General features: G+C 65.9%; 13 protein-coding genes and 2 pseudogenes. 2 read left to right on the top strand and 13 right to left on the bottom strand.

Features of this window, described 5'->3' with window-relative positions; translation table 11 throughout:
* Window position 1 precedes the first annotated feature (1 nt).
* From RZV17_RS03565 to RZV17_RS03555, 3 genes are all read right to left on the bottom strand, one after another.
* A complete protein-coding gene (locus RZV17_RS03565; protein WP_039404375.1) occupies window positions 2-442 on the bottom strand; it encodes a response regulator in 441 nt (146 codons plus the stop codon).
* The gene (locus RZV17_RS03560; protein ID WP_355607282.1) at window positions 439-2,250 is read right to left on the bottom strand and encodes an ATP-binding protein; all 1,812 of its coding nucleotides are present in this window, start codon (window positions 2,248-2,250) and stop codon (window positions 439-441) included. Before RZV17_RS03560 ends, RZV17_RS03565 begins: the two co-directional genes overlap by 4 nt.
* A gap of 287 nt (window positions 2,251-2,537) precedes the next feature.
* Window positions 2,538-2,927 carry a BON domain-containing protein gene (locus RZV17_RS03555; RefSeq protein WP_047697150.1) on the bottom strand — a complete coding sequence of 130 codons (390 nt, stop codon included), beginning with the start codon at window positions 2,925-2,927 and terminating at the stop codon, window positions 2,538-2,540.
* 149 nt (window positions 2,928-3,076) lie between these two features.
* Here RZV17_RS03555 and RZV17_RS03550 point away from each other — a divergent pair, with 149 nt between their 5' ends.
* Window positions 3,077-4,135, top strand: a complete 1,059-nt coding sequence (locus RZV17_RS03550; RefSeq protein WP_166743843.1) for an oxidoreductase — start codon at window positions 3,077-3,079, stop codon at window positions 4,133-4,135.
* 410 nt (window positions 4,136-4,545) lie between these two features.
* Here RZV17_RS03550 and gnd read toward each other — a convergent pair whose 3' ends face one another.
* The 8 genes from gnd to RZV17_RS03510 form a co-directional block, all read right to left on the bottom strand.
* Window positions 4,546-5,487, bottom strand: a complete 942-nt coding sequence (gene gnd / locus RZV17_RS03545; RefSeq protein ID WP_355607278.1) for a phosphogluconate dehydrogenase (NAD(+)-dependent, decarboxylating) — start codon at window positions 5,485-5,487, stop codon at window positions 4,546-4,548.
* A gap of 20 nt (window positions 5,488-5,507) precedes the next feature.
* Window positions 5,508-6,851, bottom strand: a complete 1,344-nt coding sequence (locus tag RZV17_RS03540) for a hypothetical protein (protein WP_355609160.1) — start codon at window positions 6,849-6,851, stop codon at window positions 5,508-5,510.
* Between the two features lie 124 nt (window positions 6,852-6,975).
* Window positions 6,976-7,356 carry a glycine zipper 2TM domain-containing protein gene (locus RZV17_RS03535; protein ID WP_047697156.1) on the bottom strand — a complete coding sequence of 127 codons (381 nt, stop codon included), beginning with the start codon at window positions 7,354-7,356 and terminating at the stop codon, window positions 6,976-6,978.
* Between the two features lie 131 nt (window positions 7,357-7,487).
* Entirely contained in the window at window positions 7,488-8,261 is a 774-nt protein-coding gene (locus RZV17_RS03530) for a DUF2242 domain-containing protein (RefSeq protein ID WP_355607274.1), read from the bottom strand.
* Window positions 8,262-8,334: 73 nt separating this feature from the next.
* Window positions 8,335-9,399, bottom strand: coding sequence for a DNA methyltransferase (locus RZV17_RS03525; protein ID WP_355607271.1), 1,065 nt, complete (start codon window positions 9,397-9,399; stop codon window positions 8,335-8,337).
* The gene (locus RZV17_RS03520) at window positions 9,392-10,507 is read right to left on the bottom strand and encodes a hypothetical protein (RefSeq protein ID WP_166752536.1); all 1,116 of its coding nucleotides are present in this window, start codon (window positions 10,505-10,507) and stop codon (window positions 9,392-9,394) included. The genes RZV17_RS03525 and RZV17_RS03520 overlap by 8 nt, the downstream gene beginning before the upstream one ends.
* Before the next feature lie 22 nt (window positions 10,508-10,529).
* Window positions 10,530-11,933, bottom strand: a complete 1,404-nt coding sequence (locus tag RZV17_RS03515; protein WP_355607268.1) for a nicotinate phosphoribosyltransferase — start codon at window positions 11,931-11,933, stop codon at window positions 10,530-10,532.
* A gap of 124 nt (window positions 11,934-12,057) precedes the next feature.
* Complete coding sequence (locus tag RZV17_RS03510) at window positions 12,058-13,113, bottom strand: bifunctional nicotinamide-nucleotide adenylyltransferase/Nudix hydroxylase (RefSeq protein WP_047697165.1); 1,056 nt, start codon at window positions 13,111-13,113, stop codon at window positions 12,058-12,060.
* Between the two features lie 181 nt (window positions 13,114-13,294).
* On the opposite strand from RZV17_RS03510, the gene RZV17_RS03505 reads away from it, so the two are divergent.
* On the top strand, window positions 13,295-14,158 hold the full coding sequence (locus tag RZV17_RS03505; RefSeq protein WP_355607265.1) for an endonuclease/exonuclease/phosphatase family protein: 864 nt from the start codon (window positions 13,295-13,297) through the stop codon (window positions 14,156-14,158).
* On the opposite strand, the pseudogene RZV17_RS03500 reads toward RZV17_RS03505, so the two are convergent.
* Together RZV17_RS03500 and RZV17_RS03495 are read right to left on the bottom strand one after the other, a co-directional pair.
* Window positions 14,079-14,282: pseudogene (locus RZV17_RS03500) on the bottom strand (hypothetical protein); the annotation flags it as partial. The gene RZV17_RS03505 and the pseudogene RZV17_RS03500 overlap by 80 nt on opposite strands.
* Window positions 14,269-14,337, bottom strand: a pseudogene (locus RZV17_RS03495) (PT domain-containing protein); the annotation flags it as partial. The pseudogenes RZV17_RS03500 and RZV17_RS03495, both read right to left, overlap by 14 nt.
* Window positions 14,338-14,341: the final 4 nt, after the last annotated feature.

Genomic DNA, 14,341 nt, shown 5'->3' with positions numbered 1-14,341 from the left:
TTCAGTCCAGCTCCGGTGCCTGGTTGATCACCGCCCAGAAGGTCCCGAGCGTCTTGACCGCGTTGAAGAACTGGTCGACATCCACCGGCTTGACCACATAGGCATTGACGCCCAGGTCCCAGCTGCGCGCCAGGTCGCTCTCTTCGCGCGAAGACGACAGGATCACCACCGGCAGGCGCTTGAGCGTCTCGTCGCTGCGCACCTGCTTGAGCACTTCCAGCCCGTCCAGGCGCGGCATCTTGATGTCCAGCAGCAACACCGCCGGCAGGCCTTCCTCGCGATCGGCGAAGGCGCCACGGCGCAGCAGGTAATCCATCGCTTCCACACCGTCCTCGACGTGCACGATGGGGTTGGCCAGACGGGCTTCACGCAGGGCGTCGACCGCCATTTCCGCATCGGCCGGGCTGTCTTCTGCCAGAAGAATGGTACGAATGGCGGTCATACGGTGAACTCTTGGTTGGGCGCTTCGAGCGCAGGGGGAAGCACGAAATAAAACGTGGCACCTTCATCGACGATGCCTTCGGCCCAGATGCGGCCGCCATGGCGCGTCAGCACGCGCCGCACGCTGGCCAGACCGATGCCGGTGCCGGCGTACTCGCTGGCCTTGTGCAACCGCTGGAACACGCCGAACAACTTGGCGCTGTATTCCATGTCGAAGCCGGCACCGTTGTCGCGCACGCTGAACTGATGCCCGCCATCGGCCATCGGCGTATAGGTGACCTCGATCTTGGCCACCTCGCGCTTGGCGCTGTATTTGACGGCGTTGCCCAGCAGGTTCATCCACAGCTGGCGCATCATGTTTTCGTCGGCCACCAGCACCGGCAACGGCGCGATCTGCCAGTCCACACGGTGACCGGTATTCTCGCTCTGCAGGTTGGAATCCAGGATCGCGCGCGTTTCGGCGACCAGCGATTGCATGTCCACCGCCTGCAGCCGCAACGCACTGCGGCCCAGGCGCGAGTACACCAACAGGTCGTCGATCAGCGAGGCCATGCGCCGCGCCGAGGAGCTGATCACTTCCATGTAATGGCGCGATTTTTCGTCGGCTGCATCGCCCAGGTGGCGCGCCAGCTTGTCCGAGAAACCGGCCACGTGCCGCAACGGCGCGCGCAGGTCGTGCGAGACCGAATAGCTGAAGGCTTCCAGCTCGCGGTTGACCTCCGAAACCTGCTCCACCTTGCCTTCCATCTGCCGGTTGAGCTCCTGGATGCGCAGCTGCGACGCCTTCTGCAGGCTGATATCGCTCACCGTCATCAGCACCACGTCCTCGTCGGCGGTGTCGGGCAACGTCATGCGCCGCGCGTTGATCAGCATGGTGCGCAACACGCCATCGGCGCCGCGCTGCTCATGCTCGAAATCCCACAGCTCGCGGCCGCGCAGCAACACATCGGCCAGCCGCTGGTGGATCTGCGGATCGCGCCACGCGCCCTCGCCCACCTCGTCCAACGTCATCAATTCGTTGCCGCGATCCTCCAGGCCATACAGCTCGGCGAACGCCGGGTTGTGCAGCACGATGCGCTGGCTGGCATCCAGCAACACGATCGGCTCGCGCACGGTCTGCAGCACCGAACTGGCACGGCCGTTGGCACGCAGGTATTCCTGCTCGGCCGCCAGGCGACGACGGATCTGCCGCTGCAGCAGCCAGATCACCGTGGCCAGCAACAGCAGCTGCACCGCCAGCGCGGCCCAGCTCAACACTGCGTAATGCAGGCGTTCGGTCTCGGCGCGCGCACTGCGCAAGGTCAGCAAGCGTCCCTCGGCGACCTGCACCTCGTCGATCAGCACGCGGATCGGGTTGCTCAGCGTCATCTCGTTGATCAGCGCGCGGATCTGCTCCGGCGAGGTGGTCACCGCGATGCGCTCGGCCAGCACCATCCGCCGCTCGATCGTGCTCTGGATCCGCCCCATGCGCACCTGCTGCGCGGGATTGTCCTTGGTCAGTTCGATCAGACGCTGCACCGCAGCGAAGGCCTCGCTGCGCCCACGGCGCATGCGCTCCAGCAGCGCCGGTCGCTCGACGCCGTGCGAGCGCATCAGCGCAGCCGACTCGGCATTGCGCATCGCCGCTTCCAGGCGCTGCGCGTTTTCCTGCACGTCCTGGCTGTGCGACACCCATACCGCCGCCTGATTGGCGTTGTGCGCCATCTGCTGCAGCAGCAACGACGGCACCACGACGATCAGACACACGGCCGCCGCCAATGAAGGCAGGCGCCAGCGATCCCATCTGTCTGCTTGGACCGTTGTCTGCATTACCAGGTCTGTCTTCGCTCGCTGCGTGTGCCCGGGACCAGCCGGCATTGTCTCCGATTGCGCCCCGAACGAGATTAACGATTCAGCAAATCAGATGCCGTCGTGACATAGCTGAATGGGCATATCATACGTGCAGCAAATGTGAAAACCACGAGAGCATCCGGTCGCGCTGCGGCGTCCCCGACGTCGGCAGTACGGCAACAAAAAAGGCGCACTCCTGGGGAGTGCGCCTGGTGCCCGGTCCCGCCGCCTCGCCTCGGCCGGCCCGGCATTCGCAGCGGCTGCGCTTACTTCTTCGCAGCGGTGACCTTCAGGCCGGTCGACTTGACGCTCTTGACGCCTTCGATGCCCTTGGCGACAGCCACAGCCTTGTCGTGCTCGGCCTGGGTGGCCACCGTGCCGGTCAGGGTCACGATGCCGTTCTTGGTCTCGACCTTGACGTCGGTGCCCGACACATTGTCGGTAGCGAGCAGGTCGGCCTTGACCTTGGTGGTGATCCAGGTGTCGGTCACCGGCTTCTTGGACTCGTTGATGTTGTCGGCAGCGTGGTCCTTGGTGGCGTGGTCCTTGTGCGCACCCATGTCCTGCGGTGCGGCGAACGCCTGCGAGGCGCCCAGGGTCAGGCCGAGCGACAGCGCCACTGCCAGCAGCTTGCGTGCATGCATCATGTTCTTCATCCGAGACGCTCCTGTTGAATGTGCGTGGAGCTTGCGGTGGCGCTCGTCGAGCAGGCGTGACCGCAACATGCAGAGGTTGTGAACCCGGCGCACACAGGCGTGTGCAATACCATGCCGGCTTCCTCCGTCGTTGCGATGAACCGTTTTCAATGCCTAAACCGTTCAATCTGGCCGTCGTCGGCTACGGCTATGTGGGCCACACCTTCCACGCCCCGCTGATCGCCAGCACGCCTGGCCTGCGGTTGCATAGCGTGGTGTCGTCCAAGCCGCAACAAGCGCAAGCCGACTACCCCGACGTTACCGTGGTTGCCGACCTCGACAGTGCATTGGCCGACCCTGCGCTCGACGCGGTCGTCCTTGCCACGCCCAACCAGACCCACGCGCCGTTCGCGCTGCAGGCCCTGGCCGCAGGCAAGCATGTGCTGGTGGACAAGCCATTCGCACTCGACGCCGCCCAAGCACGCGCCATGGTCGATGCGGCCGCCAACGCCGGGCGCATCATCAGCGTGTTCCAGAACCGCCGCTGGGACGCGGACTTTCTCACCGTGCGCCGCCTGATCGAAGAAGGCCAGGTGGGCGAGGTGGTGGAATTCCATTCGCACTTCGATCGCTACCGCCCGCAGGTACGCGACCGCTGGCGCGAAAGCGATGCTCCCGGTGCAGGCCTGTGGTACGACCTGGGCCCGCATCTGCTGGACCAGGCGCTGCAATTGTTCGGCACGCCGCAGGCCATCGCTGCGGACCTGCAGCGCCAGCGCAGCCAGGCGCGCAGCGACGATTATTTCCACGTCACCCTGCACTACCCGCGGCTGCGCGTGATCCTGCATGCCGGCTCGCTGGTGGCCGACAACGGCCTGCGCTTCGCCGTGCACGGCACGCGTGGCAGCTATCTCAAGCATGGTTTGGACACGCAGGAAGACCAGCTACGTGCCGGCCGCCGTCCGGGCACGGTGGGCTGGGGGGTGGACCCGCTGCCGGGCACGCTCACCCGCGTCGACGACGAAGGTCGCGTGCACAGCCATCAACCCGAAAACCTGCCGGGCGATTACCGCCAGTGCTATGCCGCCTTCCGCGATGCCCTGGCCGGCACCGGCCCCGCACCGGTGGACGGCGCCGACGCGGTGCTGCTCATCCACTTGCTGGAGCTGGCACAGCGCAGCGCCGCCAGCGGCCAGGTGCAGTGGCTGGATGGCGCGCGCGGCCTGTAAGGCCACGATCAACTACACGGTGCACGCGGCCCACGCAGCACGCGCATCAGTCATGTGAGCGTGCGCTATTGGTCCGCGAAAGCATCCGGCAATGATGGGGATGTGCCTGCAGCCTGCGTCGCGCAGACCGCGCAGGCGACCGACGATGCAGCGCCATCGATCGTGATCCAACAGGGCCTGCGTTGTCAGCGCGCGCACGGCTGCCCGGAAAGCGCGTGGCGTCGGAATGCGCGATCCGTCGGTACAGCCGATACGCTGAGCGCTGCGTCGTTCGAACCTGCGAACCGCGTACCTGCCGCAGACGGCTTGGCGTGAGGCTTGGCGCAACACGCCTGACCCTGACAGCACAGTGCCGCTACCCAACGGCTACGCCTGCCGCAAGGCACGCGCGGCCATCTGACGGATCGCGCTTATGCGTCCTTGCTGCCGATCGTCGGCGCTGCGGTGGTGGTGGTCATCACCGCATGCCCACCAAACTGGTTGCGCATCGCCGCCAGCAACTTGTCGGTGAACGAATCCTTGTCGCGCGAACGCAGCCGCTCCATCAACGACAGGGTGATGATCGGTGCAGACACTTCCAGATCGATCGCCTCCGCCACCGTCCAGCGACCTTCGCCCGAATCGGCCACGAACGGCGCGATACCGGACATGGTGGGGTTGTGGCGTAGCGCGTCGGCCGTCAGATCCAGTAGCCACGAGCGCACCACGCTTCCGTCGCGCCAGATCTCCGACACCTGGTGCAGGTCCAGCGCAAAATCGCTCTTGTGCTGCATCAACGCAAAGCCTTCGGCATAGGCCTGCATCATTCCGTACTCGATGCCGTTGTGGACCATCTTGGTGAAGTGGCCGGCGCCGCTCGGGCCGACCCGGCCCCAGCCCTTGTCGGGCGCTGGCGCCAACGTGGCCAGGATCGGATGCAGCGTGGTCACTGCGGCTTCCTCGCCACCCACCATCAGGCTGTAGCCTTCCTGCAGGCCCCAGATGCCGCCGCTGGTGCCGCAATCGACAAACGCGATCCCACTGGCCTGCAACTGCGCCGCGCGGCGCTGCGAATCCTTGTAATACGAATTGCCGCCATCGATGACGATATCACCGGCCTGCAGCAACGGCAGCAGCTGTGCCAAGGTGTCGTCGACGATCTTGCCGGCCGGCACCATCAACCACACCACGCGCGGGCTGGGCAGCGCCGCCACCAGCGATGCCAGCGCATCGGCGGCCACGATTCCCTTGGCCTGCGCACTGCTGCGTGCGGCCGCGCCCGGATCGTACCCATGCACAACGTGTCCGCCATGCACCAGACGCTCGGCCATGTTGGCACCCATGCGGCCCAAACCCACCATACCCAGTTCCATAACGACTCCTCGTGATCTGATCAGTGCAGGGTGCCACGGCCGGCGTACGCCGGCGTCGCGGAATCCTCAATGGATTGTTCCGTGGCGATGCGCGCAGCGCACTGTTGCAGCTGCCAGTCGATCCATCGCCAATACAAGGTGGTGCGCAGATTGTGCAGGGTGAGGTCGATCGCATACGGCGTGCGCGGGTTGCGGTCGAGAAGGCGCGCCACGTGGTAACCGATCGGCTTGACGCCCTTGGGATGCACATAAACCAGAAAGCCCTGATAGAACGGGTCGTCCAGCAGCGTCTGCAGCTGGTACAGCCGTGCCTGCTGCTGCGCATCCAGGGTGGCGCGCAGCTGCGTATCGCGCTCGTACAGCAGGCGCTCGAAACGCCGCTTGCCTGGTCCGCGCAACGGCTGAGCCAGCTCCCAGATCTGGCGGTTGAGCGCGTCGTAATGCGCAAAGCCACCGTGCTGCGCCAGGGCTTTCGCGGCGGCATCGCTGACGTCCACCACCACGAAGTTTTCGGCCTGATTATGGATATCGTCGAGAAACGCCTTGTCGAACACATGCGCGATGAAACCCGGCGCACCGACGAAGGCCTGCCTCCCGAGTTGCGAGGTCTTCACCGCCTTGCCGTCGGCAAGAAAGTCGCCTGCATGTGCGCCGAGCAGAATGCTGTCGGTGTCGTGCAAGGTCAGGAAGGTGCCGATCGACAACTCGCCAGGCGTAAACACCTGGTCGAAACCCGCATCGCCGTACAACTCGCGCTGGGTGGCGAGCTGGGCAACCTGCCGCCCCACGCCGCATTCAGACCGCACTCGCCCGCGGTAGAACGCATCCAGTGCCTGTGCGTTGCTGCCTCGCGGTTGATAGCCGCGGCCAAGACTGCGAAAGCCGCTCCACCCTTGCGCGGCCGCACCGCGCCAACCGAAGCCGATCCAGCCCAGCTGCAGCGCAGAAAAACGGTACCCCGGATTGTCCTGCAACTGGCTTACGGCGCGACGCGTTGCCGCACCGACCTCGAACGCATACGCACACTGGGTGGCGCTGTCATCCAGCAAGGCCGTCAGCGACGCGCTGCGCTGTTGCGCATCCCAGGCGGTCGGCACGGTCAACGTCAGGTCGCCGGCAGCATGCGCCTGCGCAAGCGAGCCGCGCGTGCACGGCGCACCGCGCTCGATGACCGGTGCAGATACGGCGGCGCGCTCGATCCTCCAGCCCAGCCGGCGCAGCAGCCCTTCCACGCAGTCGGCACTGGCCGCGGTTGCGGCCGCACTGGGCGCTGCACCAGCGACCTGCTGCGTCTGCGCAACCAACACGGCAAAGGCGCACACCACCGCAGCAACGCGACGTCGCGCTGCATGTCGCATCGGCAGGTGTTGCGGTGGGCAGATCCGGAAGGCGCGCATCGATCAGCGGTCGACTCGGCAGCACGCGGCCGCCTTGGCAATAAAGAAAGCCCCGGCAGGGCCGGGGCTTGTGACAGTCACCTCATCAGGCTTAGCGACGTTCGCAGACGCGCTCGACCTGGCGGTTGCCATTGGCCTGCTGGCGATTGCCCTGGATGGTGCGGCCTGCCGCGCCACCGGCAACTGCACCGGCCACCGTGGCCAGCTTCTTGCCGTTGCCGCCGCCGACCTGGTTGCCGAGCAGGCCGCCGATCGCAGCGCCAGCAACCGTACCGCCGATGCGATTGGGGTCGGTCGAATTCTTCTGCACTTCCACGTTACGGCAGCGCACGCGCGTGCCATCGGAGAATTTGCGGCCTTCGTCTGCCTCGGAATACCGCTGCTGATGCGAGTAGTTCTGCGCCTGTGCAAACGTGCTCGTCGCCATCAGGCCGATCAGGGACATACCCAGCAAGGAATTACGCATCTTCATCGTCGGTCTCCATCGTCCTCGCCCACTCGGCGAGTCGTGGCTGCACTCTGTTCGCTGCGTCGAGAACACGACGTGAAGCGCACGCGCCTCTATTCAGGCTTTGGAGCGGTGCGTGAACCGCGCCATCACGGCTATTTGGCGGGCTCGCTCTGTGGCACATCGACCGGCGCCGGCGGCGGGTCCTGCGCTTCCACCGGCAACGGTGCAACCGGCGGCTGCGCCACGGTGCCGGATGCGGCCGGCGGCGTGGCTGCGGCTGCTGGCGTGCCGACCGCCTGCGCAGCGGTGGATGCCGCTGCAGGCACCGGCGCGGGCGGGTGCGGAGCCACAGGTGTCGGTGCCGGCGCAGCGCTCGCTGCGGCGGGCGCCACGTCGGTCACCTTGGGCAGATAGGAGTTCAGACGCTCGAAAAACCGCTTGTAGAAGGCCGCATCCTGAACCGTGGTGCTGGAGACGCGCACCAGCGAGTCGCCACTACTGCCCACCGGCAACGACAACGAGCCGAGCACGCCGACGCCCACGCTGGCCGACGTGGAGCTCTTCTTCAGCGCGTAGCGGTCCTGCAACGCACTGACGAACACCTGCGCCTTGCCGCCGTCCTGGGTTGCGCAGGAAATGCGCAGATTGAGCTGCTCGCTCTGCTCGGCTTCCTTCAGCTGGAAATTCTTGCTGCCCTCCACCGCTGCGGCGTCGGCGCGCGTGACCGCGTAGCCCTGGCTCAGCAACACGCGGCGTGCGGCTTCGCAGGCCTGTGGCGAACTGGCCGCCACACTGCGCGAATAGGTGTCATCGGAATTGAACGACTCGCGCATCAGCATCGTGTCGCCCTTGCTGCCACCGCAGCCGGCCAGGGTTGCCAGCGCGCCGAGCAGCGCGCCACGCGCGATCAGGGAAGTGCAAGACATTGGGAGATTCCATCATCCAAAACCGGTCAGAGCATAGCCGCAAGCCATGTGCGCGCGGCGTCGCGTTGCCGGCTCAGGGCACCGGCGGTTCATCCGCAGGCAGCTGCAGGTCCACCTGCAGGCGGCTGCCGTCGGCGCCGATGCGCTCGGCACGCAGGTAGTGATGGGCGCGCACCGCCGCCAACGACACAGGTGCGCGGCACGGCCCGCCCCACAGGCTCAGGCTGAAGCCCTGCGCCTGCAGCCAGCTGGTCAGGCGGTCCCAGAGCGGCTGCTCGGCAGCCAGCATCAGATCCAGGTCCGCCGGGCCGTCCGGCACCAGCGTCGGCGACTGCAACCAGCGCGCGTAACTGCCGTGCACCACCACCGGCAGGCCCAGCGCCTGCACCGCCTGCAGCAGTTGTGCCGCCTGCTGCAGGTCCATCCGGGTATGGCAGCGCTGGAAGATCAGCGCGTACTCGTGGCTGCGGTTGCTGCCGGTGCGCGCGTGGGGCAGCGCATCGGCCGGGCGCTGGTAGCACAGCACGCGCTCCTCGTGCAGTGTGAACAGGCTGCCCACCAGCCGCCCCAGGTCCCACGCCTGCGGCAGCAAGCGCCCGCCGATGCGCACGTTCTGGACCATGGCCACGCCGAATGCACCTGGCCGCATTCGCTGCCGTAGCGCGTGGAATACGGCGCGCATTCCCGCGAGATAGCTGGCGTAGTCGGCACTGGCGTACAGCTGGCCCGGCACTGTCTGCCCGCGCCACTGACAGCCGAAGTACGGCACGTTGGTCAGGCATAGATCGATCGCTGCCGCCGGCGCGGTGTGCACCAGGCTGCCGACCACGATCGGCACCGTCACCCCGTGCCGTTGCAGGCGCGTGCGGGCCAGCTGGGCGCGCCCGGCATCGATCTCCATGCCGTGCGTAGCGCGACCTTCGAAAGCCGCCGCCAGCAAGGTGCTGCCAAACCCGCAGAACGGGTCGAACACCTGCTCGCCCGGCTGGCTGAAATGGCGCACGAACGGCCGCATCTGGTTGACCCATCCGCAATCGCGCCCGTTGAGCGGATCGGCTGCCCGTAGATCATCGGGCAACGCCCAGGCCGCATCGTCCGCCGCCGGCGTCCACCAGCTGCGCTGATCGAACTCATCCATGGCGCGCTTCCGCCCCGGCGGCGTCCCACAACACATCTGCGTCCGGGTCCCAACCTGCGCACAGGCGCCCATTGGCAAAAAACACCAGCTTGTACACATCCCCGGTGGCGTGACGCGCATGCATGGCGGCATAGTCGGCGCTTTCGAATACCACCTGCATGCCGTCCGCGCTGCGCAGGCGCACATTCCAGAAGTAATACCCTTCGGTCATGCTGTCCAGCTGCCAGCGCGACCACCACGGCTGTTGCATGCACTCGGCCAGCAATGGCTCCACCCCGACGCGGTGCTGTGCGATGTAGCGCCAGGTGCCATTGCTGCGATACGCATCGTCCAGCCGCGACAGCTCACGGAAGATGACCTGCTGCGCACCACAGCTGCGTGCCCAGTCGATGTACTGCGCAACATCATCGGCACTGCACACACCGCCGCGTTGCACGATGCAGACCAGGCGTACCGGCAGACGCGCAGCCAAGCGGCGGGCCGTCTGCAGGAAGACGCCCGCATCGGCAACCGGCTCGCCGGGGCGGAAACGCATGATCGCATCGTTGCGCGCCTGCACCGGATGGTGGCGCGACAGCTCGATCCACGACAGGCCGAACTGCAGCAGTGCCTCGATCAGACGGCCGCCATGCACGCGCGCCAGACCGGCGCCGTTGCTGTACAGCACGCGCTGCTCGACCTGCGGACCCTCGGCGGTGGTCGACAAGGTCTGCAGCAGGGTCTGCAGCCAGTCCGGGTCGTCGGTCATTTCCAGACCGGACAACGAATACGACAACGGCACTGCATGCAGCAGCTGCAATACCTCACGCAGCTGCCTGAAGTATGCGGGCCCCGGGCGCAGCATCGACGCCGCCGGACCACTGCCGTGCTGGCGCAGGTTTTCCGAACAGAACCCGCAGCGTGCCGAACAGGGCCGCACCGACGCATACGGGGTGAACGTGATCGGCAATGCCGCGCGCAAGCGCCGTGCGCCGATCTGCAGCCGGTGCCAACGGCCGGCGTCGTCTTCCAGCGGCACGCGCTGCTGCAGGCTCGGTGCTGCGGCGCGCAGCTGCACCAGCAGTGCCGAGGGGGGCAATGCAGGACCCGTATCGCTGCAGGCGGGCATGCTCATGCCCGCCGGCAGGCCATCAACGGCGTGCAGCGTCGGCACGCGCGCGCACCTGCTCCAGCGTCCACTCCTGCTGCATTGCGCCGTTTTCCCACACCGTCACCAAGGCGTCCTCGCTCTCGGCATGGGCAGCCACTTCATCGAGCAACGCACTGCGATAGCTGCCGTCGCGACGGTCGCGCAGCAAGGTCAGCCGGCCACGCTTGCTCTGTTTGCCCTGGTCGGTGATCGGGTCCTTGTAGACATCGATCCACTGTCCGTCCACACGCACCGCCGAACACTTCAATGCGAACTTCTGCGTGTCGCGGTCCACCTTCTGCAGCAGCGCCCCGCCCATGCCGAAGGCAACATTGTCGGCGGCATAGCCGGCGGCAGTGATGCGCTCCAGAATCGCGCGCAGCGAGCTCGGGTTGATGCCATCGCCCTGGATCACCCGCACATAGTTGAGCAGCTTGTAGCCCTTGCCATTGACCTGATGCCCGAACGCCTCGTCCAGCAGCACCAGGCACTGCTCGACCACGTCCACCGGGTCGCCGGAGTCCGGACGGATCACCACCGTTGCGCCCGATGCAATGATCTCCTCGCGCAGGGTCGTGCCCCAATGTTCGCGAATGGCGCGGTAGATGTCGTAGCTGTCCGACACCACCGCCACGATCGATCCCGGGCGTGCGAACTGCGTCAGCATGTTGCGATACGCGTCCACCTCGCGCTCGCGGCCCCAGCTGGTGATGGTGCTGTGCTCGGCTGCCGGGATCGAATAGCCGGCCACCGGCGTGTGGTAATGCGCACGTGCCAGCAGCAACGCCGACAAGGTGTCGGTGCCGAGAAAATTCACCAGATGCGCGGCACCGCCCAAGGCAGCCGAGCCCAGGCTGGACACGCCACGCGCACCGAAATCATGCAGCTTGAATGGCAGCTGCCCTTCCGGATCGTCGCTGGTACGCTCCAGGTAATCGCGCACGGTCTGCTTGACCTGCCAGCTCACCGTGGCCACCGTCACCGGGTACCACACGCGTAACAACAGGGTTTCCAGATACGAGGGCACCCAGAACGCCTTGGCGTCGGTGGACTCGATGGTCATCAATACGTTGTGGGTGGGCACCACCGCGCCCTCGGGCACCGCGCGGATGCGGATCGGCAACTGCCCGCCCAGTCGGTCGACGATGTCGCGCCAGCCAGTTTCGTTGAACGGTTCGCCATGCGCGGCCAGCAATGCTTTCGCATCGTCGATATCGGCATGCGTCACCGGCCGGTTGATCGCTTCCTTCAGGATCGACTGCAACCCGAAGAATACCGTCTGGTCGTACACGCCACCGCGCGATTCGACATAGAAAAACGAGGCATCGGTGCCGGGCGGATATTGCAGCCAGTGGCTGGCCTTGTAGCTGTCGGTGTTGAGCAGCAGGTTATCGAGGTAATGCATGACGGAAGCTCCTTCGCGTCGGGTAACCAGCGGTCTGTCCGCCGGTGGGAGGTCGTGGATCAGGCAAGCCCAGCGCACCGTGTCGACGTCGGTCGGCGGCAGCACGCAGGCGATGGCAGTGCCCTCAGCCACGGCCCAGGAAAAATTCAAGAATATGCAGGTGGTCTTCGTACAGCCGCGGCCCCATCGCCATCACTTCGGCGATCGGAATCCAGCGCGCCTTGTCGGCATCGTCGCCGCCACGCACCGCAGGCAACTCCCCTGCGGGAAATTCGAAGTGGAACGCGTGGGTGATGGTGCGCCCGCGCAGACTGCGCTCTGGATGGTCGAATACCTGGCGGCCACGCAGGGAGCCCTTCAGCACCGGCACCGGCACCTTGAGCCGGGTCTCTTCGCGCAGCTCGCGCAGGCAGCTTTCCAGCAGGCCTTCGTCCTGAGCGATGAAACCGCCCGGCAGCGCCCACAGGCCCTTGCCCGGTTCGGCACGACGCCGCACCAGCAGCACGTGCCCCGAATGCACGACCACCGCATCGGTGGTCACGAAGGTCGGCGCATACGGCGCGTCCTTCCACGCGGCACGGTACTGCTCGATGAAGCGGTATTCGGCCACCAGCTGCGCATAACTGGGCGAGTTGCGCCGGAACGCTTCCAGCATGTCGTACACCGGCGCGGGCACATTGCCACGCAGCATCAACAGCCCGCCATGAAATCCGATGTCGCCGGCCTCGAACAGATAACGGCGTAATTCGGTGGCCGAGAGGGTGGCGGTGTGCTGCACATCTTCCAGCGGCCACTGCGGAAACTCACGCAGGTAATAGCTGCTGGCATCCTTGTCCATGCCGATCAACCCGATACGCGCATCCGGCGTGCCGCCATCGGCTTGCACGGCCTCGGCAACCTGACGCTGCACCTCGGCAATCCACAGGCTTTCGTTGTACAGATGGTCGCGCAGCGGACGCAGGATCAACCGTTCGCTCTCACCCGGCAATGCAGACTCGATCATCACCGCACGTTCGGCGACGGTCCATGGATTGCGGATGGTGCGAGGGGTGTCGGCCGAGCCGATCAACACGATGAGCTTGCGCGCCTTGCCCAGCGCGTGGCGGGCGACGGCGGCATGGCCGTTATGAAAGGGCTCGAAACGCCCGATAAACACGAGATAGTCGTACGGTGCTGCCATGAGAATCCCTCACGGTTGAGTGGTGAGGCCAGCGGTCTATCCGCAGGCCTGCAACAAATGCTACGCCGTTGCGCAGGGACGTCAAGCGTGCAGCTGCAGCGACGAACCCCACCGCTGCGCTGTCACGGCCGTCATCGTTGCTGGCTAGACTTGGCGTCTTGTTCATCGGGAATCTGCCTGCATGCCACGTCCGATCACACGCGCACTGACGCGCTGCCTCCTCGCCATCGCCCTGTTGTGCATTGCCTTGCCGGCACTGGCCGCACCGGTCATCGCACCGTTGCGCGTGATGTCGTTCAACGTGCGGGTTCCTGCCGACACCGAGGGCGACAAGCGCTGGCAGGTGCGTCGCAGTGCAATGGTCGCCTTGATCAGGCAGACGCATCCGGATGTGTTCGGGACGCAGGAACTGGTGAGCGAGCAGGCCAGCTACCTGGCTGCACAGCTGCCCAACTATCGCTGGTTCGGCCAGGGGCGACGCGGCGATGACAGCGACGAACACATGGGCGTGTTCTACGACACGCGCAAGCTCGATGTCGTGGACTCCGACAATTTCTGGCTCTCCGACACGCCAGAGGTCCCCGCCAGCATCACCTGGGGCAACGTGCTGCCGCGCATGGTGACCTGGGCATTGTTCGAACGGCGCAGCGACAAGCGTCGCTTCTACCTGTTCAACACGCACCTCCCCTATCGAGACGAAGACGAACCCGCGCGCGAACGCAGCGCGCAGCTGATCCTGTCGCGCATCGCGCAGCTTCCGAGCGAGATCCCGGTGGTGCTGACCGGCGACTTCAACAGCGACCCCGACAAGATCACCTACCCCACGCTGACTGCCGTGCTGGGCGATGCACGCGCAAAGGCGTCAAAACGCAGCGGACCGGAAAAGACCTTCCAGGATTTCAGCACTCACCCGACCCGGCGTATCGACTGGATCCTGTTCCGCGGGCTGACGCCAACGCAATTCGTCACGCTGGATGACCGCCCCGGCGGCGTGTTGCCGTCAGACCACTATCCGGTGCTCGCCGAGTTCGCCTGGCCGCGCTGAGCGCACGCACGCACGCGGGATTGGCCGGTCGATTGGTCGATTGGTCGATTGGTCGATTGGTTGATTGGTTGATTGGTTGATTGGTTGATTGGTCGATTGGCCGGTTCGCCGGTTCGCCGGTTCGCCGGTTCGCCGGTTGGTCGGTTGGTTGGTTGGTTGGTTGGTTGGTTGGCCAGCACGCTC

Source organism: Xanthomonas cannabis, from assembly GCF_040616535.1.
GTDB classification, from domain to species: Bacteria; Pseudomonadota; Gammaproteobacteria; order Xanthomonadales; family Xanthomonadaceae; genus Xanthomonas; species Xanthomonas cannabis.
The sequence above is the reverse complement of the archived record's forward strand: the minus strand, read 5'-3'. Positions and strand labels throughout refer to the sequence as shown.